The sequence below is a fragment of the Paraburkholderia sp. BL27I4N3 genome (assembly GCF_003386115.1).
GTDB lineage: Bacteria > Pseudomonadota > Gammaproteobacteria > Burkholderiales > Burkholderiaceae > Paraburkholderia.
Window position 1 is genome coordinate 5,363,399 of record NZ_QREJ01000001.1, and the last position, 20,987, is coordinate 5,384,385.

The following is a 20,987-nucleotide window of genomic DNA, read 5'->3' on the forward strand; positions in this document are numbered from 1 at the left end:
TGAATGTTATTGACGCACCATATTCATGATGCGAAGATCACAACACGGTTTTCGGCCGGATAGCGTTATACAAAGAAAAGAATTTCGTCGCGTGGACGAAGGAGACATGCCAGATGAGTGAGCCGGTTGCGGTCGCGGCCGCGTCATCGCCTCAGGTTCCATTGATCCGTGTTGCGGGCGTCACCAAACGATTCGGTGGCGTGCACGCGCTGCGCGGCGTCAACCTCGAAGTGTTGCCCGGCGAAGTCCACGCGCTGCTCGGCGAAAACGGCGCGGGCAAATCCACGCTGATCAAGATCCTGAGCGGTGTGCATGCGTATGACGAGGGCGTCATCGAAATCGCCGGTCAGCAAGTCGCGTTCGGCTCGCCGGCGCAATCGCGCGATGCGGGTGTCGCCGTGGTCTACCAGGATTTGAGTCTCGTCGAATCGCTGTCGGTCGGCGCCAATCTCATGTTGGGCCGCGAACCGCGCACGCGTTTGGGCTTCGTGAAGAATCGCCAGCTCATGGCCACGGTCGGCGAGTTCCTGCGCTCGCATGGCATTCCACTCGATCCGAAAGTGCCGGTCGGCTCGCTGCCCTTCGCTTACCGGCAAATGACCGAGATCTGCAAAGCGCTGATGGGCGAAGTGCGCGTGCTGATTCTCGACGAACCCACGTCCGCGTTGACCGGCGGCGAAGAGCAGATTCTGTTCGACGCGATTCGCGCAGTCACGGCTCGCGGCGTCGGCGTGATCTATGTGACGCATCGGTTGAACGAGGTGTTCAGGATTTCGCAGCGCGTGACCGTGTTCCGCGATGGCGCGAATGCCGGCACGTTCCAGACCGCGCAAACGGATATGAAGCAACTGGTGGCGGCGATTGTCGGTCCCGCTCATGCCGCGTTGCAGGCGCGGCAGAAAACGGCGGTGGGCGATGGAGCCGTTGCCCCAACCGCAAGCGGTGCGGCGACCTCCGACGAAGCACGCCATGCCGACGCCGCGCCCGTACTCAAGTTATTGAACGTCAGCAACGACCGCCTGCATCACATCGATCTCGTGGTTCGGCGCGGCGAAGTCCACGGACTCGCGGGATTGATCGGCAGCGGACGCACCGAGATTCTGCAAACCATCTTTGGCCTTCGATCCGTGGACGCCGGCTGCATCGAATTCGACGCTCGAACGCGCTCGCGCATCACACCCGCCGAGGCGATTCAACTTGGCATGGCGCTGGTGCCCGAGGATCGTCACCTGGAAGGGCTCGTGCTCGATCATTCGATTGAACGCAATCTGACGCTGCCGTGCTTGCCGCATTTTTCCCGCTGGGGATGGCTGCGCGGCCAGGCCGCCGTTCAGCAGGCGAAGCGGTCCATGAAAGAACTGGCCGTCAAGGCACCCAACTCATCCACTGCGGTCAAGTTTCTATCCGGCGGCAATCAGCAGAAAGTGGTCTTCGCGAAGTGGAATCATCCGCGCCCCAAGTTGCTCATGCTCGACGAACCGACCGTTGGCGTGGATGTCGGCGCGCGCGAGGAAATCTACGGCGTGGTGAACGACGCCGCGCAGGCGGGCACCGGCGTGCTCATCGTCTCGTCGGATCTGGATGAACTCTTGCGCCTGTGCGACCGCATATCGATTGTCGCGGACGGCTGCATCGTCAATACCGTGGAGCGCGCGGAACTCGCCAATGCCGAAGCGCTGCATCACCTGATCCAACTTTCCCGTTCTTCGCTCGAGGCGTCTGCAACATGAATGAATCTGTCTCGCCGCTGACGGCCGAACGGCACGCATCGTCGCCGCAGAAAAGCCGTATGCGGCGCATCGCGCAAGCCCTGCTGCAAGGCGACCGGCCATATGCGCTGTATGCCGCGTTCGCGATCCTGCTGGTGGTGTTCAGCTTCGCGTCGCCGTGGTTCCTGTCCATCGATAACTTCCTGAATATCGGCCGGCAAACCGCGCTCGTCTCGATCATCGCGATCGGCATGACCTTCGTGATCATCGCGCGGCAGATCGATCTTTCCGTGGGCTCGACGCTGGCGCTCTCGGGCATGTCAGCGGCGCTCGCCATGGCGTACGTGGGCAACAACTGGGTGATCGGCGCGATTGCCGGTATCGGCACCGGCGCGATTGTCGGCGCGATCAATGGAATCGTGACCACGCGTGTCAACATTCCTTCGTTTCTCGTCACGCTCGGCACACTGAGCGCCGCGCGTGGACTCGCGCTGATGGTGACGACCACCAAGCCCGTGATCATCGATAACGACTCGTTCATCTCGATCTTCGGCGAAGGCGACATTTTCGGCGTGCCGGTGCCGATCATCTGGACGCTGCTCGCCGTGATCGCCGGCATTCTGCTCTTGCACTACAGCGTGTTCGGCCGGCAGATCTATGCGGCCGGCGGCAATCCGACCGCCGCGCTTTATTCGGGCATCAACACGCGGCGCGTGACCACCCTCGCCTTCATTCTCACGGGCATGCTGGCCGGACTCGCCGCGCTCGTGCTGTCGGCGCGCTCACATGCGGCACGGCCCGACGTGGTGCAAGGCATGGAGCTGGACGTGATCGCCTCGGTGACGCTCGGCGGCTGCAGTCTGTTCGGCGGACGCGGCTTCGTGCTGGGGACGCTGCTCGGCAGTCTGATCATCGGCACGCTCAATAACGGGCTGGTGCTGCTCGGCGTGAGTTCATCGCTGCAACTGGTGATCAAAGGCGTGATCATCGTCGCGGCGGTTGCGTTTACGAGGAAATAGGCAGCAAACAAGGCAGTTCGGACGTGAAGACGCGAAGCACAGACATGAAGACCAACGGAGGAGAAACATGAAACAACGTCGTGGTTCAAAAGTAGCGTTAGCCAGTGTCATGGCGGTCGCCGCCGTCGCTTGTCTGGCTTCCCCGGGTGCTTACGCGCAATGCGTGACCGGCATACCGGCGGGCTCGATCGGGCCGAAGGGTATCGTCGGGCAAGGACCGAACGGCGAAAAAGCCGCGTCGGTGGATGCCGTGAAACTGACCGACGCCGACATCGCCAAAATCAAGGCCGGCAAGTTCAAGGTCGGCATTTCGATGCAGACCATGAATCTCGACTGGTCGCAACTGCAGGTGGCGGGCATCACCGATACGCTGAAGAAGTACGGCGTGGAAGTGATCGGCACGGCGTCGGCGGAATATCAGGTCGACAAGCAGATCGCCGATATCGAGAACACGATCCAGCGCCATCCGAACGGCATCATCTCCATTCCGGTCGACGGTACGGCGACGGCCGCCACCTACAAGAAAGTGTCCGCGGCCGGCATCAAGCTCGTGTTCATGGACAACGTGCCGACCGGCCTGAAGCATCCGGAAGAATACTCGGCGATGATCTCAGCGGATAGCGAAGGCAATGGCCAGATCGCGGCGAAAGTGCTCGCCTCGTGCGTGCCGCAAGGCGCAACGGTCGGGCTCGTGAATTTCGGCGTCGACTACTTCAGCACGACGGAACGGACCAAGGCCGTCAACGACTGGCTGAAGAAAAACCGTCCGGACATCAAGATCAAACAGGTCGCCTTCACGGACCCGTCTAAAGTCGGTCAGATCGCGGGCGACTTCCTCACTGGCAATCCTGATGTGAAGGGCCTGTTCGCGGTGTGGGATCAGCCGGCTCTCGACACACTCACGTCGATGCGCGCGCAAGGCGTGACCATTCCCATGACGACGGTCGATCTCGGCCTGCAATCCGCGATCGAAATCGCCAAGGGCGGGCCGCTGAAGGCGACTGGCTCGCAGCGTCCGTACGATCAGGGCGTTGCCGAGGCCATGGCGATGATGAAGGCGCTGATCGGCCAGACGCCGCCGGCGTGGATCGGCGTGCAATCGTTGCCGGTGGTTCAGTCGAACGTGCTCGAGTCTTATAAGACCGTGTTCAAGAAGGACCCGCCGCCGCAACTGGCCGATGCGTGCAAGAAGGCCGCGCCGGCTTGCGGTTGAGGCGCACGAACCGCGCTTCGTCATCGCACTTCTCTCCTTCAGCTTCCGGGCGCCGGTGCAACAAGCCGGCGTCGGGCGCGAATCCTGCTACTCGATAGACCCACTACGTCGATTCGAACGAGGAGAAAAGATGACCCTGCTTATTTACCTGGTTGGCTGGATCATTCTGATCGGCGGCGTGTCATGGGGATTGATGGCCATGCACGTCGCGCAGCATACGATTGCCATCGTGGCGGTCATTCTGCTCGGCGTCGCTGTGATTACCGGCGCGACGCGGGCACGCAGCCGGGATCGGCCGTAGCGTCGGCAATCTGCTGCCAGCCGGAAGCAGCCGGTTTGATACGGCGGTGAATTGGCTCAGTTCGAAACCGACTCGCCATTCACCGACGGCATCTGCGCGGCGCGCACCGTTGCGGTGTTATCCGCGTGGTGCTCGATCGCATAAAGCTCTCGGTTTCGCGCTATTTCCGCATCCGTCGGCGGATACTCTTCATCATGGGACGGCACCAGCCCTTCTGCCTGTGCCTGCTTCAACTGCGCCGTTACATCGGCGCGCGTCAGACCTGACGTGCTGGTTTGCGCAAAGGCATTCGCGCCGAATGCCAGGCTGAGCGCGGTGACGGCAACAGCGTTAAGCAATTTCATGATGTCTCTCCGGGTAGGGGCAAACAATGACTGGGTAGCAATACGCCTCCCATTCTTGTCATTTCCCCTGTCCGGGCACTGACCTCCAGATTACCGTTCTGTTATCTACGCCCGCCTGGCGATATGCCACGCGAAGCCGCGCCACATCTGCGCGCATTCACTTCAGCGCTCACATAACAGAACGGTAATCTAACCGACGGCAGCCGGTCAGCGCCGCCCCGCCACACTCCTGACTTACGAAGCCCGCGTCACGCAGCACTGCATCGGCGCGTGCCTCCAACGGCCTTTTTTCAGGAACCCGTCATGTGGATTGTCAGGCTGGCGCTGCGCCGCCCTTATACCTTCGTGGTCCTCGCCGTGCTGATCTTTATCGTCGGCCCGCTCGCGATACTGCGCACGCCGACCGATATCTTTCCGAACATCGATATCCCGGTGGTCAGCATCGTCTGGAGCTACAACGGCTTCTCGGCGCAAGACATGGCCAGTCGCATCACGTCGAACTACGAACGCGCGCTGACCTCGGACGTCGACGATATTGAGCACATCGAGTCGCAATCGCTGAACGGCGTCTCGGTGGTGAAAATCTTTTTCCATCCGGGCGCGGACATCAATCGCGCGATTGCGGAAGCGGCGTCTAATTCCGCGTCGATCCTGCGCGTACTGCCGCCCGGCACGTTGCCGCCGAACATCATTACGTATAACGCCTCGACGGTGCCGATCCTGCAACTCGGCCTCTCCAGCGACACGCTCTCCGAACAGCAACTCTACGATCTCGGCAACAGCCAGATCCGCACGCAACTGGCGACGGTGCAAGGCGCCTCGGTGCCGCTGCCGTTCGGCGGCAAGGTGCGGCAGATCATGGTGGATATCGATCCGCGCGCGTTGCAGGCCAAGGGCCTCGCCCCGCTCGACGTGGTCAACGCGGTCAATGCGCAGAACCTGATTCTGCCGGGCGGCACGGCGAAGATCGGCACGAAGGAATACAACGTGCAGATGAACGGCAGCACCGACACGGTGGCCGCGCTGAACGATCTGCCGGTCAAGACCGTGGCCGGCGGCGTGGTGTACGTGCGTGACGTCGCCCATGTGCGCGACGGCTATGCGCCGCAGACCAATATCGTGCGCAGCGACGGCAAACGCGCCGCGCTCCTGACCATCGAAAAATCCGGCAGTACCTCGACGCTGACCATCATCCAGCAGGTCAAGGCGATGCTGCCGCATATCGCGGCCGGCCTGCCGAGCGCGCTGCATATCACCGCGCTGTCCGATCAATCCGTGTTCGTGAAGTCGGCCGTGGTGGGCGTGGCGCGCGAGGCGCTGATCGCTGCCGCCCTCACCGCCTTGATGATCCTGCTGTTTCTCGGCAGCTGGCGCGCCACGCTGATCATCGCGGTGTCGATTCCGCTCGCCGTGCTGACCTCGCTGATCGCGCTGTCCGCGCTCGGCCAGACCATCAACATCATGACGCTCGGCGGCCTCGCGCTCGCCGTGGGTATCCTCGTCGACGACGCCACCGTCGCCATTGAAAACATCACGCATCACCTGGAGAACGGCGAGCCGTTGCAGGACGCGATCCTGAACGGTTCCGGTGAAATTGCCGTGCCGACCTTCGTCTCGACGCTGTCGATCTGTATCGTGTTCGTGCCGATGTTCCTGCTCTCCGGCGTCGCGCGCTATCTGTTCGTGCCGCTCGCGGAGGCGGTGGTGTTCGCGATGATCGCGTCGTACTTCTTCTCGCGCACGCTGGTGCCGACGCTCGCTATGTATCTGATGCGCGCGCGCAGCAACGCGCCCGCCACCGGCAACGGTCCGGTTGTGCGCCTGATCCGCTTTCAGGCCGGCTTCGAGCAGCGCTTCGAACGGCTGCGCGAACGCTATCGCGGCGTGCTCGGCGCGGCGATAGCGAGCCCGAAGCGCTTCATCGCGATCTTCCTCGTGCTTTGCCTCGGCTCGCTTGCGCTGGTGCCGTTCGCCGGACGTGACTTTTTCCCGGCTGTGGACACCGGCGAAATCCGCCTGCATCTGCGCGCGCCGACCGGCACGCGCATCGAGGACACCGCGAGTATCACCGACCAGGTCGAAGCCCGCGTGCGCGATGTGATCCCGAAGCAGGAACTCGGGGCGATGCTCGATAACATCGGCGTGCCGGTGAGCGGCATCAATCTGACCTATGACTCGTCGGACCCGATCGGCCCCGAAGATGCCGACGTGATGATCACGCTCGCGCCGAAACACAAGCCGACCGCGCAATACGTCGCGACGCTGCGCAACACGCTGACCAGGGATTTCCCCGGCGTCACGTTCGCCTTCCTGCCCGCCGATATCGTCAGCCAGATTCTCAACTTCGGCCTGCCCGCGCCGATCGATATCCAGATCGTCGGCAACAAGCTCGACGCCAACCGCGTGGTGGCGGACCGTTTGCTCGCGCAACTGCGCGGCGTGCGCGGTCTCGTCGATGCGCGCATTCAACAGCCCGGCGACGCGCCCGCGATCAACGTCAACGTCGACCGCACCCGGGCGATTCAGGCCGGCCTGTTGCAGCGTGAGGTATCGCAGAACCTGCTGATCGCGCTCTCAGGCAGTTCGCAGACCACGCCGAATTTCTGGCTCGATCCGCGCAACGGCGTGAGCTATCCGCTGGTGGCGATGATGCCGCAGTACGACGTCAACTCGTTGCAGGCGCTCGCCAATATTCCGGTCGCGCAGAGCGGCGGCGCGGCGACGACGGCAGCGGCCGCGGCCTCGTTCCCGGCGAACGGCGTGGGGCCCGCGCCGCAGAACCTGCTCGGCGCGCTGAGCACGCTGACACGCGGCACGCAGCAAGCCGTCGTCTCGCACTACAACGTGCAACCGGTGCTCGATATCTTCGCGTCGGCGCAAGGGCGCGATCTTGGCGGCGTGGCGGCGGACGTCAACCGGTTGATCGAGCAGATCCGGCCGCAATTGCCGCCGGGCGCATCCATCGTCGTACGCGGCCAGGTGCAGGCCATGCACGATTCGTTCAGCGGTCTCGCGAGCGGCCTCGTATTCGCCATCGGCCTCGTCTATCTGCTGATGGTGGTCAATTTCCAGTCGTGGCTCGACCCGTTCATCACGATCAGCGGCTTGCCGGGTTCGCTCGCCGGCATTGCGTGGATGCTGTTCAGCACCGGCACCCGCCTGAGCGTGCCGGCGCTCACCGGCACCATTCTGTGCATCGGCATCGCCACGGCCAACAGCATTCTGGTTGTCAACACCGCGCGTGAACTTCACCACGGCGGCAAGCCGCCGTTGCAGGCCGCGCTCGAAGCCGGCTTCAGCCGCTTCCGGCCGGTGCTGATGACGGCGCTCGCCATGCTGATTGGCATGCTGCCGATGGCGCTCGGCCTCGGCGACGGCGGCGAACAGAACGCGCCGCTCGGCCGCGCCGTGATCGGCGGCCTCGCGCTCGGCACGGTGTCGACCTTGCTGTTCGTCCCTGTCGTCTACGGGATGGTGCACGCGTGGCTCGACAAACGCCGCGCGGCACGCAGCGAAACACACGAATCCGCCGTCGCCGCCCGTACTCTTTGATTTCGACGAGACCTTTTTTATGAACGATTCATCACTTCCGCCGAAGTTGGGTGGGCAGCCCGAACAGGTTGCCAACGCCGCTGAAACTCGCGCGCCAGACGCCGCTCATGCTGCTGACCTCGCGCCAGCAGCTTCGCCCGCGCGGGAATCAGACCGCGGCGCGCAGGCGCATGCCGCCCCAGCCGTCGAATCCACGCGTGACAAGCGTGACCAGGCGGCCGGCGACGCCGGTTCGCACCGCGAGACAAACACCAAACCGCACCGCCGTCTCTGGCCCTTCGCGCTCAGCGGTCTTGCCGCGGTCTTGCTGATCATCGGCATCGTGCCGCGTCTGCATGCGAGCGCCGCGCTCACGGAGCAAACGCAAGCGCAAAGCATGCTCAGCGTGTCGGTGGTCAAGCCGCGCCCCGCGCCGGCCGTCAACGAGCTGCTGCTGCCCGGCGCCGTCACGCCGTTCGCCGAAGCATCCATCTACGCGCGCACCAGCGGCTACCTCGCTCACTGGAACACCGACATCGGCGCGCAGGTGAAGAGCGGCCAGGTTCTCGCGACGATCGAAGCCCCTGATCTGGACGCGCAACTGCGCCAGGCCCGCGCCGACGAAGCCACCGCGCAGGCCAACTTCGACTACGCGAAGACGACCGCGCAGCGTTGGCAGGACATGCTCAAAACCCAATCGGTCGCGCAACAGGACGCCGACAGCAAGGTCAGCGACATGGAAGCGCGTCGCGCGATGCTGGCGTCGGCGCAGGCCAATGTCGCGCATCTCGCCGAACTCGTCTCGTACGAGAAGATCACCGCGCCGTTCGACGGCGTGATCACCGCGCGCAACGTCGACGTCGGCGCGCTGGTGACGGCGGGCGGCACGCCCGGCGCCGCGGGCATGTCGGGCGAGCTGTTCCATATCCAGCAGAACGGCGTGCTGCGTGTGTTCGTCGACGTGCCGCAGAACGACGCGCCGTACGTGACGCCGGCCACGGCCGTGTATCTGACCGCGCAGCAGTATCCGGGCCGCCATATCGCGGCGAAGGTGGCGCGCAGCACCGGTTCGATCGATCCGTCGAGCCGCACGCTGCGCGTCGAGATCGACGTCGACAACAAGGACGGCGCGTTGATGCCCGGCGCCTACACGCAGGTGCATCTGCAATTGCAATCGACCACGCCGGCGCTCGATCTGCCGGTCAGCGCGCTGCTGTTCCGTCCGGACGGCGTGACGGTCGCCGTGGTCGACAACAATGGCCGGGCGCTGCTTAAGACCGTGCAGATCGGCCGCGATTTCGGCACGCACGTGGAAATCACGACGGGACTCGCTGCCTCGGACCGCGTGATCGACAACCCTGGCGATTCGATCGCTAGCGGCCAGATGGTTCAGATCATGCCGGCCATGCATGGCTGAGTGCTTCGTCAGACAAAGGATTTGCCGATGATCAACCTGTCTCTTTCACGGCCGTTGCCGCGCCGCGCGCTGGCGGCCACGCTGATCGGCGCGCTGCTCAGCGCGTGCTCGACCCTGCCTGCGTATCAACGCCCGAGCGCCGAGATTCCAGCGCAGTACGCGGGCGCCGTGCATACGGCCGCCACACCCGGCTGGGCGCAGGCCGCGCCGGCCGACGCCACGCCGCGCGGCCCCTGGTGGACGATCTTCAACGATCCCGTGCTGAACGAACTGGAGGCGCACATCGACGTGTCGAACCAGACCGTACGCAAGGCGGTCGCGCAGGTCCAGCAGGCGCGCTCGATGGTGGACTATCAGCGTGCCGGTTTCTTCCCGACCATCACCGCCGGTGCCGCGCAGCAGCGCTTTCGGACCTCACAGAACGTCGAAGGTAAGTCGCTCGCGGGCAAGACCGTGCCCGACTATTCGGCAGGCGTTGCGGCGAGCTGGGAGCCGGACCTGTTCGGGAAAATACGCGACAGTGTGACCGGCGCGCAGGCGGACGTTCAGGCGAGCGAAGCGGACCTCGAAGGCGTGCGCCTGTCGATGAGCGCCGATCTGGCCGTCGACTACTTCTCGCTGCGCTCGCTCGACACGCAGAAGAAGCTGCTCGACGACAGCGTGAATGCCTACGCCGCCGCGTTAAATCTGTTGCAGCAGCAGTTGAAAAACGGCGCGATCGATGCCTCCGCCGTCGCGCAGGCCACGACGCAACTCGAAGCGACGCGCACGCAAGACACCGACATCGACGTGACGCGCGCGCAGATGCAGCACGCGATCGCGACGCTGATCGGCGAACCGGCATCGACCTTCACGCTGCCGCCGAACGGCTCGGCCGTGGCGCCGCCCGCAATTCCGATTGGCGTGCCGTCGCAATTGCTGGAACGGCGCCCCGATATCGCCGCCGCCGAACGGCGCGTGGCGTCGGCGAATGCGCAGATCGGCGCGGCCCATGCGGCGTTCTTTCCGGATCTGGTGTTGTCCGCAAGCGCCGGGCTCGAAAGCACGTTTTTCGCGCCATGGCTGAGCGCGCCGAGCCTGTTCTGGTCGCTGGGTCCGCAGCTGGCCGGCACGCTGTTCGACGGCGGCAAGCGCAAAGCCAGCCTGCATGGCGCCGCCGCGCAATACGACGGCGCGGTGGCGGACTATCGACAGTCGGTGCTGGTGGCGTTCCAGCAGGTCGAGGACAACCTGTCCGCCCTGCATTCCCTCGCCGACGAAGCCGCCAGCCAGCAGCGCGCCACCACGGCCGCAGACCTGTCGCTGCGGCTCACGACGAACCGCTTCAACGCGGGCGCGGTCAGCTACCTCGACGTGGTGACCGCGCAGACGATTGCGCTGACGAACCAGCGCTTCGCGGATCAGATCGCCGCGCGGCAGTTGGAGTCGAGTGTGCTGTTGCTGAAGGCGTTGGGCGGCACGTGGGGTAATGAAGGCAAGAGCGCGGTGGGGTCGATGTAAGCGGAGGGTGCGCGAATTCCGGCGAAGGCACCGCGGTGAAATGCTTGAACGCGGTGTCTGCCAGATGGCGCGAGCAAGGTGTTGCGATCTAGCTGGCGCGCGGGAAGCTCAGCACGAACCGCGTACTGCGCGCATCGCTTTCCGCATGCACGGAGCCGCCGTGCAGCTCCATGATCGTGCGCACGATGGCAAGCCCGAGCCCGGTCGATCCCGTGGACCCTTGCGACAATCCTGAAGACGGCAGCGAACTGCGCGACGGATCGACCCGATAAAAGCGGTCGAAAATCCGTTCGAGATGCTCGGCGGGAATCGGCTGCCCCTGGTTTTCCACGCTCACGCGCACGGCTTCGGCCGACGCGCCGGCGTCCAGCATGATCTCGCCGCCCGGCGGCGTATAGCGAATGGCGTTGGCGAGCAGATTGCTCACGGCGCGGCGGAACAACTCGAGATCGGCCGTCACGCTGGCCGTGCCGCTCACGCGCAAACGCACATCCGCATCTTCGGCAATGCCTTCGAAATACTCGGCGATGTGAGTCAACTCCTGCGCCGCGTCGAACTCGCGCAGTTGTTTGACGAACTGCGGATGCTCGGCGCGCGCCAGAAACAGCACGCTCTCGATCATGCGCGAGAGCCGGTCGCACTCTTCCAGATTCGAGGCGAGCAGCATTTCGTATTCGTCGACGGAGCGCGGCCGGGCGAGCGCGACTTCAGCGGCGCCGCGCATGTTGCTGAGCGGCGTGCGCATGTCGTGCGCGAGGTCGGCGGTGAAACGCGACAGACGCTGGAAACCGTGCTCGACGCGTTCGAGCATCGCGTTCAGCGAGGCCACCAAAGCTTCGAGTTCGCTCGGCACGCGCGCCACCGCGATTCGCGTATCGAGGCGATTCACCGTGACGAGGCTCGCGCTCGCCGCGATATCGCGCAACGGCCGCAGCGCGGCGCGAATCAGCAGGTAGCCGAGCAGCATGGCCAGCACCACGCCGGCCACGCCCGCCATGTTGAGCTTGTCGCGATAACGGTCCAGCAGCAGCCAGCGGTCGCTCATGTTGCGCGCCACCAGCAGGCTCGCCGTGTCGCCGTTACGCAGCCGTGCGTCCGTGAAAATGCCGCGGATCGGCGCGCCGTTACGGCCAGTCCAGTCGCCGATATCGGCCTCGGTGATGCGCGCCGTCGCGGCCACGCGCGTGAGCGGCGGCAACCCTGCGACGGTCGCGGCGCCGCTCGCCGCATCCGGTGCGGCAAGCGCGCCGGCGATGTTGTGTTCGATCGCGCGCTTGCCGTCGGGATCGAACACTTCCATCGACAGCGCTTCGTTGCCGAGCACGACGCTAGTCAAACGCTCGCTGTGGTAGCGCAGGCTTTGCGCCGACTCCAGTTCCTCAGCGAGACGGCGTGCGTGACGCGCGGCGAGCACGATGTCAAGATTGTCCTGCGCCTTGATCTGCTTTTCGAGCGCGATATACAGGAAACTGCCGACCAGCACGAAAACCGTCAGCGTGGTGGCGCCGAACGCCAGCGCGAGCGCCGCGGCAAGCGAGCGGCCGCGCATCAGGCGGTGTCCTTCAGTTCGAGCACGTAGCCCACGCCACGTACGGTGTGGATCAGCTTGACGGGAAAGTTGTCGTCGATCTTGGTGCGCAAGCGGCGGATCGCGACTTCGACCACGTTGGTGTCGCTGTCGAAATTCATGTCCCACACATACGACGCGATCTGCGTGCGGCTGAGCACTTCGCCCTGACGGCGCGCGAGCAGTTGCAGCAGCGAGAACTCACGCGGCGTGAGGTCGATACGCGTGCCGCCACGCTTCACGCGACGGCGGTTCACGTCCATTTCCAGATCACCCACCTTGATCAGCTCGCTTTCGCGCGGCGGGCCGCGGCGCGCCAGCGTGCGCACGCGCGCCAGCAGTTCGACGAAGGCAAAGGGTTTGACGAGGTAATCGTCCGCGCCGAGTTCGAGGCCGCGCACGCGGTCGTCGACGTCGTCGCGCGCGGTAAGGAACAGCACGGGCGTGGTGCGTTTCGCGCGCAAGGTCTTGACGATGGTCCAGCCGTCCATGCCCGGCAGCATCACGTCGAGCACGATCACGTCGTACTCTTCTTCCAGCGCGAGGATCAGCCCTTGCGGGCCGTCGTTGGCCACATCGACCGCATAGCCGGACTCTTCCAGGCCTTTCTTGAGGTAGGCCGCTGTTTTCAGCTCGTCCTCGATCACCAGGATGCGCATCGGTTGCTCCGCGTGGCATTGACGGTGGAATCATACCGTCAAGCACCCCAACGGGCGATTACGATCCGGTAATGTCGATGCGCTGCGACCTACTCGACGTTGTCCGCGATGTCGGTCATACGGATCATGTGCGGTTTGACCACGTCGTCCTCCTCGTCGCGGGCCTCCGTAGGTGGATGGATCAAGGCTTCGAGCCGCGCCTTGGTCGCCAGAAACTCGGGCGAAGTGACCTGCGAATAGTCGCGCGGCCGCGGCACCGGCACTTCGATCAACTCCTGCACCTCGCCGGGATTCGCCTTCAGCACCAGAATCCGGTCGGCGAGAAAGATCGCCTCGTCCAGGTCGTGCGTGATGAACAGCACGGTCACGTCGATGTTGCGCCAGATATCCAGCAGGTGCGTCTGCATCTTCGCGCGCGTTTGCGCGTCGAGTGCGCCGAAGGGTTCGTCCATCAGCAGAATGCGCGGCCGGTTGGCGAGCGCGCGGGCAATCGCCACGCGCTGCTTCATGCCGCCCGACAACTGATGCGGATAGGCATTGGCGAATTTCGTCAGACCGACCAGATCGAGCCATTGCAGCGCCTCGCGTTCCGCATGCAGAGTGCTGTGGCCGTTCATCTTCAGACCGAACATGACGTTCTTCTTGACCGTCAGCCACGGAAACAGCGTGTAGCCCTGAAACACCATGCCGCGGTCGGCGCCCGGCCCTTGCACCGGCTTGCCGTCGAGCAGCACGCTGCCGCTCGTCTGCGCCTCCAGGCCGGCGAGAATGCGCACCAGCGTGGACTTGCCGCAGCCCGACGGTCCGATCACGCAAACGAATTCGCGCCGGTGCGTCTTGAAGCTGATGCCGTCGAGCGCCGTGCACTCGCCTTGCGCCGCCTTGAAGCGCTTGCCGAGGTCGCGCACTTCCAGAATCACCTCGCGCGATTTCAGGCGGTCGAAACGCTCGCGTACCGCTTCGGACTGGATCAGGTACGACGGAACGGGTTGCGGATTTAACATGATGGAATCCTTTGAATGCGCTGCGGTGCATGCGATAAGCCGTGTCACGAAACCGTCCGCTACGCCTTGAGCGTGCGGTCCCACGGAAACAGCTTGCGGCCGAGAAAGGCCAGCACGAGATCGGTGCCCAGGCCGATGATGCCGATCATCATGATCGCCGCATAGACGTTGTCGAAATGCTGGTAGCGCGCCTGCTGCGTGATGTACCAGGTAATGCCGGAGCTGGTCCCGACCAGTTCCGCCACGATCAGATAGGTCCACGCCCAGCCGAGCAGAATGCGCTGGTCGCGGTACAGGTCGGGCAGGATGCCGGGGATCACCACGTGCGTGAGCAGCTTGAACTTCCTGGTGCCGAGCGTCATGGCGGCTTCGAACAGGCCGTATTCGAGCTTGCGGGTGGTGTTGGCCACGATCAGCACCTGCTGGAACAGCGTGCCGATCACGATGATCGCGATCTTCGGGCCGTCGTAAATGCCGAGAATCGCCACCATCAGCGCGCCGAACGCGGGCGCCGGCAAGTAACGGAAGAACTCGAAGAACGGCTCCTGCAAGCGCGCGATCGCGCTGTACGTGCCGCACACGATGCCGATCGGCACGCCGATCACCGACGACAGCACGAAGCCCCAGAAGATCACCTGAATGCTGTGCCAGAGACTCTGATGCAGCCAAACGCCGTCGCGCGATGCGGGCGGCGTGGTGAACGCGGTATAGAACGCGCGCAGCACTTCATGGGGCGCGGGCAAATACACCGGGTTGACCGGTTCGCCGGCCGGCAAGGCGGCATGGGCGTCGCGCGCATGGGCAAGTTCGTCGGCGAACACGTCCTTGTCGACACGCATGCCCGGCTGGAAATAGTCGACGCTGCCCGGCGTCTCGATCAGCACCTGCGGATGCCAGATGAACGGCACGTAGCTGACCAGACACCAGACCAGCAGCGGCAACAGGAACGAGCCCGCCCCTAACAGCCATTTGCCGCGCGCGGAGAGTTCGCGGCGCACCGCGAACCATTCGGTTCTGTCAATGACGGCCATGGGATTCTCCGCGGCGGACTGTGGTTGCGTCGTATATGGACCCTGGCGGGGCGGTCGTTTCGTCGAGCCACGCGCGCGCCAGATCGAGCAGCACGATGTCTTCGTGGGCACGCGCGACGAAGCTCACGCCGAACGGCAAGCCCGCATGCCGGCCGACCGTGCAGACGCCGGCCGGCACCGCCAATGCGGACAGGTCGAGCAGGTTGACGAAGTTCGTGTAGTAGCCGAAGCGCGAGTTCACGCGGATCGGGTCCGCTTCCAGTTCGTCGACGGTGGCGGTCGTCGCCGAAGTCGGCGTAACGATGGCGTCGATCCGCTGCCAGACTTGCGCCGCTTGCATGCGCAGGAACGCGAGGCGGTCGAACGCGGCGAACGCATCGGCCGCGCTCCAGCGCGCCGCGCCGCCGATAATCTCGCGGATCACCGGATGCAGCGCGTCGGGCTGCGTGTCGGCGAACTCGCGGATCGCCGCGAGCCGCTCCGCCACCCACGGTCCTTCATAAAGCAGCCGCGCGGTGGCGAGGAACGGCTCGAAGTCGATCTCGACCAGTTCGGCGCCGGCGGCTCGCAAACGCGTGAGCGCGGCATCGAATGCGTGCGCGTACGAGGTGTCGCCGAAAAATTCGAGCTGGTCCGCGCGCGGCACGCCGAAGCGCACACCGCGCAGCGACGGTTGCGCGTCAGGTTGCGCGGCGCCCGGCGGCGGCTGGAATTCGCGCGCATACGGATCACTTGGCGCGACACCGCGCGCGGCGTCGAACACGCGCTGCGCGTCGTCCGCCGAGCGCGCGAAAATCGACACGCAGTCGAGCGATTTGCATGCCGGCACCACGCCGAGCGTGCTCAGCACGCCCTTGGTCGGCTTCAGTCCGAACAGGCCGTGGAACGCCGCGGGCACGCGTCCCGAGCCGGCCGTGTCGGAGCCCAGCGAAAACGCCGCCAACCCGAGCGCGACCGATACCGCCGAACCGGAACTCGAGCCGCCCGACGCGTAGCGCGGATCGAGCGCGTTGCGGCACGCACCGTGCGGCGAGCGCTGGCCGGACAACCCCGTGGCGAACTGGTCGAGATTGGTCTTGCCGATCGGAATCGCGCCCGCCGCGATCAGGCGCGCGACCACCGGCGCGCTAACCGTGGGCGTGTACGCATAAGCGGGGCACGCGGCGGTGGTCGGAATGCCGGCCAGGTCGATGTTGTCCTTGATGGCGAACGGCACGCCGTAGAGCGGCAACGTGTCGATGTCGCGGCCTTCGAGCGCGTCGGCGTACCGTAGCATCTCGTTGCGGCTCAACGGGCGGATCCATGCGTGATGCGGATCGTCGCCCGAAGTCCGCGCGGCGATCGCTTCCACCAGTTGCGCCGGCGTGAGGCTGCCGGCGCGATAGCGCGCCCGCAGCGCTTCGATCGACTTGGACTGGAACAGATCGTCGTGGGATTTCATTTGCACGTAGCCTCCTCGGTGGCGTCGGCTGCAATGCCGGCGCGCATCACCATCAATCGTTGACCCGCGACGACCGCCGCGCCTTCCGCGCAGTCGATCGTTTCGATCACGCCGTCGCCGCTCGCGGTGACGGAGATTTCCATCTTCATCGACTCGACGATCGCCACCACCTGGCCGTCGGCGACCCGTTCGCCTGCCTTGACGAGCAGCTTCCACACGCTGCCCGACACGTCGGCGACAATGCCTTGCTGGCCGGCTGCAAGCGCGTCGTTCGTCGTGTTGCCGGCATGCGCCGCATCGCCGTCCGTTTCGCCGACATATCCAGCATGTCCGGCCGCGTCCCAGCGCTCGCGTTCCGCATCGAAGGCGGTTTGCTGCGTGCCTTTGAACGCGGCGATCGACTCGGCTTCGTCCTTCAGAAAGCGGTTGTACGCGCCGAGGTCGAACACGGACTCCTCGATCTTCAGACTCGCGCGGCCCGCGATAAAGTCCGTGCGCAGCTCGGCCAGTTCGGCCTCGCTCACTTCGTAGAAACGGATCTCATCGAAGAAGCGCAGCAGCCATGGCTTGCCCGCTTCGAACTCGCGCGTGGTGCGATAGCGGTTCCACATCTGCACGGTGCGGCCGACGAACTGATAACCGCCCGGACCTTCCATGCCATACACGCACAGATACGCACCGCCGATGCCCACCGCGTTCTCCGGCGTCCACGTGCGCGCCGGGTTGTACTTGGTGGTGACGAGCCGGTGACGCGGATCGAGCGGCGTCGCGACCGGCGCGCCGAGATAGACGTCGCCGAGACCCATGACGAGGTAGCGCGCGTCGAACACGATGCGCTTCACGTCGTCGATACTATGCAGTCCGTTGATGCGGCGAATGAATTCGATATTGCTCGGACACCACGGCGCGTCGGGACGCACGGACTGCATGTAGCGTTCGATCGCAATCCGCGTCGACGGGTCGTCCCATGAGAGCGGCAAATGCACGATGCGGTTCGGCACGCGCATCGCGTCCACGGCGGGCAGTTCGCGCTCGGCTTGCTGCAGATGCGCAAGCAATGCATCGTGCGACAGCACGCGGTGATCGAAATGCACCTGCAGCGAACGGATGCCCGGCGTCAGATCGATGATGCCCGGCAAGCGGTGCGCGTCGAGCCAGTTCATCAACGCATGCACGCGAAAGCGCAGGTTCAGGTCGAGCACGAGCGGACCGTATTCGATCAGCACGTTTTGATCGCCGGAGCGGCGATAGACCACGCCGGTGCCCTCGCCTGCCGTCGGGTCGCGATAGAGGATGCAATCGTGAGCCGCTTTGCTCGCCTGTGTCACGCGTAGCGCCGCTTTGACCGGCACCCGTTCGAAGCGCACCGTATCGCCCGGACGCAGTTGGCCGAGCTTCCACAATTCCTCGCCCACCACCGTGACCGGACACACGAAGCCGCCGAGGCTCGGACCGTCTGGACCGAGGATCACGGGCATGTCGCCGGTGAAGTCCACCGCGCCGACGGCGTACGCGTTGTCGTGAATATTCGACGGATGCAGCCCCGCCTCGCCGCCATCCGTACGAGCCCATTGCGGTTTGGGGCCGATCAGGCGCACACCTGTGCGGCTGGAGTTGTAGTGCACCGTCCAGCGCGTGCCGTAGAGCATCGCGATGTCATCGGGCGTGAAGAAATCGGGCGCGCCGTGCGGGCCGTCGAGCACGCCGAGCGTCCAGTCGTGCGTCAGCACCGGCACGCGCGTTGCGTCCAGTTGCGCGCCCGCTTCACCGCGATCCGCGCCATCGGCGAGATGCAGCACGTCGCCCTTGCGCAAAGCGCGACCTGCGTGGCCGCCAAACTGGCCGAGCGTGAAGGTCGCCTTGCTGCCCAGATAGTCTGGCACCTGCAGGCCGCCCTTCAGCGCGAGACATGCGCGCATGCCGGCGCCTGTCACACCGCCGAGCTTGAGCACGGTGCCCGCCGGCGCGCGCGTGACTTGCCAGAGCGCGACCGGCGCGCCGTCGAGCGTGGCGGCGAGCGGCGCGCCGCCGAGCACGAAAAGCGTCGCGGTATTGAAGCGCAGCGTAGCGCCGACCATCGCGCATTCGAGCCCCGCCGCGTCGGCGGGGTTGCCGAGCAGTTCGTTGGCGAGGCGGAACGACAGATCGTCCATCGGACCCGACGGCGGCACGCCGATGTCCCAGTAGCCGGTGCGTCCGGGCGTCTGCTGCACGGTGGTCTGCACGCCGCCGTCGAGCACGTCGATCGTATGCGGAGCGAACATGAAGCGCGACAGGAACGCAGTGGTCTGCTCACCGCGCGCAAACGTCGACGATCCGGCAATGGCGCGCAGATAGTCGAGATTGGTCTCGATGCCATATAACTGCGTTTGTTCTAGCGCGGCACGCAACGCAGTCAGCGCAGCCTCGCGTGATTCGCCTTTGACGATCAGCTTGGCGAGCAATGGATCGTAGAACGCACTGACTTCCGTGCCCGAATCGACCCACGTGTCGACTCGCGCGTCGGCGGCGAACTCGACATGCGTCAGCACGCCTGCACTCGGTTGAAACTGTTTGTGCGGGTCTTCCGCGTACAGCCGCACCTGAATGCTCGCACCTTGCGGCACGGGCGCCAGCGTATCGAGCGGCGCAAGTTCGCCCTCGGCTTCGCGGATCATCCACTCGACCAGATCGATACCCGTCACTTCTTCCGTCACGCAGTGCTCGACCTGCAATCGCGTGTTCACTTCGAGGAAATAGAAACGGCGCGTGTCGGCATCGAACACGAACTCCACGGTGCCCGCTGACTTGTACTTCACGGCTTGAGCGAGACGCACGGCGCTCGCATGCAGCGCGCTGCGTTCCGCGTGCGTGAGGCCAGGCGCGGGCGTCTCCTCGATCACCTTCTGGTTGCGCCGCTGCACCGAACAATCGCGTTCGCCGAGCGAGATCACGCCGCCTTTGCCGTCGCCGAAAATCTGCACTTCGATATGGCGCGCGTTTTCCACGAACTTCTCGACGTACACACCCGCATTGGCAAAGTTCGCTGCGCCGAGCCGCGCGACCGACGCAAACACGCTCTCCAGTTGCGCGGCGTCGCGGCACAGCGACATGCCGATGCCACCGCCGCCCGCGGTGCTCTTCAGCATGACCGGATAGCCGATCGACTCCGCCTCGCGCAACGCCGTACTTACGTCGGGCAGCAAGCCTGTGCCGGGCAGCAAGGCAACGTCGTTGGCTTGCGCGATTTCACGCGCCGTATGCTTCAGGCCGAACTCGCGCATCTGCTGCGGCGTTGGGCCGATGAAGCGAATCCCGGCGTCGTCGCACGCTTGCGCGAAGGCAGCGTTCTCGGACAGAAAACCGTAGCCGGGATGCACAGCGTCGGCGCCGCACGCACGTGCTGCTTCGAGAATCGCCACGCTGTTCAGATAGCTCTGCGCCGCGAGCGCCGGGCCGATGCACACGGCTTCGTCGGCGAGCATCACATGCATGGCATGGCGATCGGCTTCGGAATAGACCGCGACCGACGCGATGCCCAGCCGCTTGAGCGTGCGAATCACGCGGCAGGCAATCTCGCCGCGATTGGCAATCAGGACTTTGTGGAATCTCATTGGGCATCCCAGATCGTCAGTCGCACGGGCGTCGGGTTGTAGCCGTTGCACGGATTATTCAACTGCGGGCAGTTCGAGATGAGCACCGTGACATCCATTTCGGCGCGCATTTCGACGTACTTGCCTGGTGCGGAGATACCGTCTTCGAACGTCAGTTTGCCGAGCGGCGTCACCGGCACGTTCATGAAGAAGTTGATGTTGCTGACGATGTCGCGCTTGCCGAGCTGCGTGCCCACGCCGCACGTGCAATGCGTGATCGCATGCAGGAAACTGTCGCGGCAGCTATGCATATGGCGCTTGTCGAGCGCGTAACGCACGGTATTGCTCTCGGCCGCGCAAGCACCGCCGAGCGTGTCATGACGGCCGCACGTGTCGGCGACGATGCTCAGCATCGGCTTGCCGAGGTTCGACATGAGCACGCTGCCGGCGGACAGATAGAGATTGTGTTGCGCGCGGATCGTGTCTTGTGCGCTATAGCGTTCGAGCGGATCGGCGCTGTTATAGAACAGCGTGTCCACGGCCTGATTGCCTTCCAGGTCGAGAATGCGGAACACCTGGCCGCGTTTGACTTCATGCAGCCACGGCTCGCCCGAAGGGAGCGTGAGGTCGTAGACCGCATGACGGAGTTCGAGCTTGCTTTCGATAATAGGCATCGCGG

15 protein-coding genes are annotated in these 20,987 nt (G+C 64.7%); 7 read left to right on the forward strand and 8 right to left on the reverse strand.

What is annotated here, in order from left to right:
- The first annotated feature begins 113 nt into the window (after positions 1–113).
- The 4 genes from B0G71_RS24435 (at position 114) to B0G71_RS41450 (ending at position 4,242) form a co-directional block, all read left to right on the forward strand.
- Positions 114–1,730 carry a sugar ABC transporter ATP-binding protein gene (locus B0G71_RS24435; RefSeq protein ID WP_116144855.1) on the forward strand — a complete coding sequence of 539 codons (1,617 nt, stop codon included), beginning with the start codon at positions 114–116 and terminating at the stop codon, positions 1,728–1,730.
- Complete coding sequence (locus B0G71_RS24440; protein WP_116144857.1) at positions 1,727–2,728, forward strand: ABC transporter permease; 1,002 nt, start codon at positions 1,727–1,729, stop codon at positions 2,726–2,728. The genes B0G71_RS24435 and B0G71_RS24440 overlap by 4 nt, the downstream gene beginning before the upstream one ends.
- 67 nt (positions 2,729–2,795) lie before the next feature.
- Positions 2,796–3,941, forward strand: coding sequence for a substrate-binding domain-containing protein (locus tag B0G71_RS24445; RefSeq protein ID WP_116144859.1), 1,146 nt, complete (start codon positions 2,796–2,798; stop codon positions 3,939–3,941).
- A 130-nt stretch (positions 3,942–4,071) separates the two neighbouring features.
- On the forward strand, positions 4,072–4,242 hold the full coding sequence (locus tag B0G71_RS41450) for a hypothetical protein (RefSeq protein ID WP_166678947.1): 171 nt from the start codon (positions 4,072–4,074) through the stop codon (positions 4,240–4,242).
- Positions 4,243–4,298: 56 nt separating this feature from the next.
- On the opposite strand, the gene B0G71_RS24450 is transcribed toward B0G71_RS41450, so the two are convergent.
- Positions 4,299–4,586: a DUF4148 domain-containing protein gene (locus B0G71_RS24450; protein ID WP_116144861.1), complete on the reverse strand. Its 288-nt coding sequence runs from the start codon at positions 4,584–4,586 to the stop codon at positions 4,299–4,301.
- Between the two features lie 303 nt (positions 4,587–4,889).
- On the opposite strand from B0G71_RS24450, the gene B0G71_RS24455 reads away from it, so the two are divergent.
- Genes B0G71_RS24455 through B0G71_RS24465 form a run of 3 tightly spaced genes read left to right on the forward strand, consistent with a single transcriptional unit; the run spans position 4,890 to position 11,034 of the window.
- Complete coding sequence (locus tag B0G71_RS24455) at positions 4,890–8,138, forward strand: efflux RND transporter permease subunit (RefSeq protein WP_116144863.1); 3,249 nt, start codon at positions 4,890–4,892, stop codon at positions 8,136–8,138.
- Between the two features lie 19 nt (positions 8,139–8,157).
- Positions 8,158–9,534: an efflux RND transporter periplasmic adaptor subunit gene (locus B0G71_RS24460; RefSeq protein ID WP_116144865.1), complete on the forward strand. Its 1,377-nt coding sequence runs from the start codon at positions 8,158–8,160 to the stop codon at positions 9,532–9,534.
- A gap of 27 nt (positions 9,535–9,561) precedes the next feature.
- Positions 9,562–11,034 (forward strand): efflux transporter outer membrane subunit, encoded by a 1,473-nt coding sequence (locus B0G71_RS24465; RefSeq protein ID WP_116144867.1) that lies wholly within the window; start codon positions 9,562–9,564, stop codon positions 11,032–11,034.
- Positions 11,035–11,122: 88 nt separating this feature from the next.
- On the opposite strand, the gene B0G71_RS24470 is transcribed toward B0G71_RS24465, so the two are convergent.
- The 7 genes from B0G71_RS24470 to B0G71_RS24500 form a co-directional block, all read right to left on the reverse strand.
- On the reverse strand, positions 11,123–12,583 hold the full coding sequence (locus B0G71_RS24470) for a heavy metal sensor histidine kinase (RefSeq protein ID WP_116144869.1): 1,461 nt from the start codon (positions 12,581–12,583) through the stop codon (positions 11,123–11,125).
- Positions 12,583–13,260: a heavy metal response regulator transcription factor gene (locus B0G71_RS24475; protein ID WP_106277990.1), complete on the reverse strand. Its 678-nt coding sequence runs from the start codon at positions 13,258–13,260 to the stop codon at positions 12,583–12,585. The genes B0G71_RS24470 and B0G71_RS24475 overlap by 1 nt, the downstream gene beginning before the upstream one ends.
- Before the next feature lie 89 nt (positions 13,261–13,349).
- On the reverse strand, positions 13,350–14,264 hold the full coding sequence (locus B0G71_RS24480; RefSeq protein WP_116121678.1) for an ABC transporter ATP-binding protein: 915 nt from the start codon (positions 14,262–14,264) through the stop codon (positions 13,350–13,352).
- A gap of 59 nt (positions 14,265–14,323) precedes the next feature.
- On the reverse strand, positions 14,324–15,295 hold the full coding sequence (locus tag B0G71_RS24485; protein ID WP_116144871.1) for an ABC transporter permease: 972 nt from the start codon (positions 15,293–15,295) through the stop codon (positions 14,324–14,326).
- Positions 15,282–16,736 (reverse strand): allophanate hydrolase, encoded by a 1,455-nt coding sequence (gene atzF, locus B0G71_RS24490; protein ID WP_116144873.1) that lies wholly within the window; start codon positions 16,734–16,736, stop codon positions 15,282–15,284. Before atzF ends, B0G71_RS24485 begins: the two co-directional genes overlap by 14 nt.
- Positions 16,733–20,329: an urea carboxylase gene (gene uca / locus B0G71_RS24495; protein WP_116144874.1), complete on the reverse strand. Its 3,597-nt coding sequence runs from the start codon at positions 20,327–20,329 to the stop codon at positions 16,733–16,735. Before uca ends, atzF begins: the two co-directional genes overlap by 4 nt.
- On the reverse strand, positions 20,326–20,982 hold the full coding sequence (locus B0G71_RS24500; protein ID WP_116144876.1) for an urea amidolyase associated protein UAAP2: 657 nt from the start codon (positions 20,980–20,982) through the stop codon (positions 20,326–20,328). The genes uca and B0G71_RS24500 overlap by 4 nt, the downstream gene beginning before the upstream one ends.
- Between the last annotated feature and the right edge of the window lie 5 nt (positions 20,983–20,987).

What these genes read in the sequence shown, in the direction of transcription:
- B0G71_RS24475 (WP_106277990.1), bottom strand. Translation starts at nt 13,260, where the DNA reads ATGCGCATCCTGGTGATCGAGGACGAGCTGAAAACAGCGGCCTACCTC.
- B0G71_RS24455 (WP_116144863.1), top strand. Translation starts at nt 4,890, where the DNA reads ATGTGGATTGTCAGGCTGGCGCTGCGCCGCCCTTATACCTTCGTGGTC.
- atzF (WP_116144873.1), bottom strand. Translation starts at nt 16,736, where the DNA reads ATGAAATCCCACGACGATCTGTTCCAGTCCAAGTCGATCGAAGCGCTG.
- B0G71_RS24440 (WP_116144857.1), top strand. Translation starts at nt 1,727, where the DNA reads ATGAATGAATCTGTCTCGCCGCTGACGGCCGAACGGCACGCATCGTCG.
- uca (WP_116144874.1), bottom strand. Translation starts at nt 20,329, where the DNA reads ATGAGATTCCACAAAGTCCTGATTGCCAATCGCGGCGAGATTGCCTGC.
- B0G71_RS41450 (WP_166678947.1), top strand. Translation starts at nt 4,072, where the DNA reads ATGACCCTGCTTATTTACCTGGTTGGCTGGATCATTCTGATCGGCGGC.
- B0G71_RS24500 (WP_116144876.1), bottom strand. Translation starts at nt 20,982, where the DNA reads ATGCCTATTATCGAAAGCAAGCTCGAACTCCGTCATGCGGTCTACGAC.
- B0G71_RS24450 (WP_116144861.1), bottom strand. Translation starts at nt 4,586, where the DNA reads ATGAAATTGCTTAACGCTGTTGCCGTCACCGCGCTCAGCCTGGCATTC.
- B0G71_RS24485 (WP_116144871.1), bottom strand. Translation starts at nt 15,295, where the DNA reads ATGGCCGTCATTGACAGAACCGAATGGTTCGCGGTGCGCCGCGAACTC.
- B0G71_RS24465 (WP_116144867.1), top strand. Translation starts at nt 9,562, where the DNA reads ATGATCAACCTGTCTCTTTCACGGCCGTTGCCGCGCCGCGCGCTGGCG.
- B0G71_RS24480 (WP_116121678.1), bottom strand. Translation starts at nt 14,264, where the DNA reads ATGTTAAATCCGCAACCCGTTCCGTCGTACCTGATCCAGTCCGAAGCG.
- B0G71_RS24460 (WP_116144865.1), top strand. Translation starts at nt 8,158, where the DNA reads ATGAACGATTCATCACTTCCGCCGAAGTTGGGTGGGCAGCCCGAACAG.
- B0G71_RS24445 (WP_116144859.1), top strand. Translation starts at nt 2,796, where the DNA reads ATGAAACAACGTCGTGGTTCAAAAGTAGCGTTAGCCAGTGTCATGGCG.
- B0G71_RS24435 (WP_116144855.1), top strand. Translation starts at nt 114, where the DNA reads ATGAGTGAGCCGGTTGCGGTCGCGGCCGCGTCATCGCCTCAGGTTCCA.
- B0G71_RS24470 (WP_116144869.1), bottom strand. Translation starts at nt 12,583, where the DNA reads ATGCGCGGCCGCTCGCTTGCCGCGGCGCTCGCGCTGGCGTTCGGCGCC.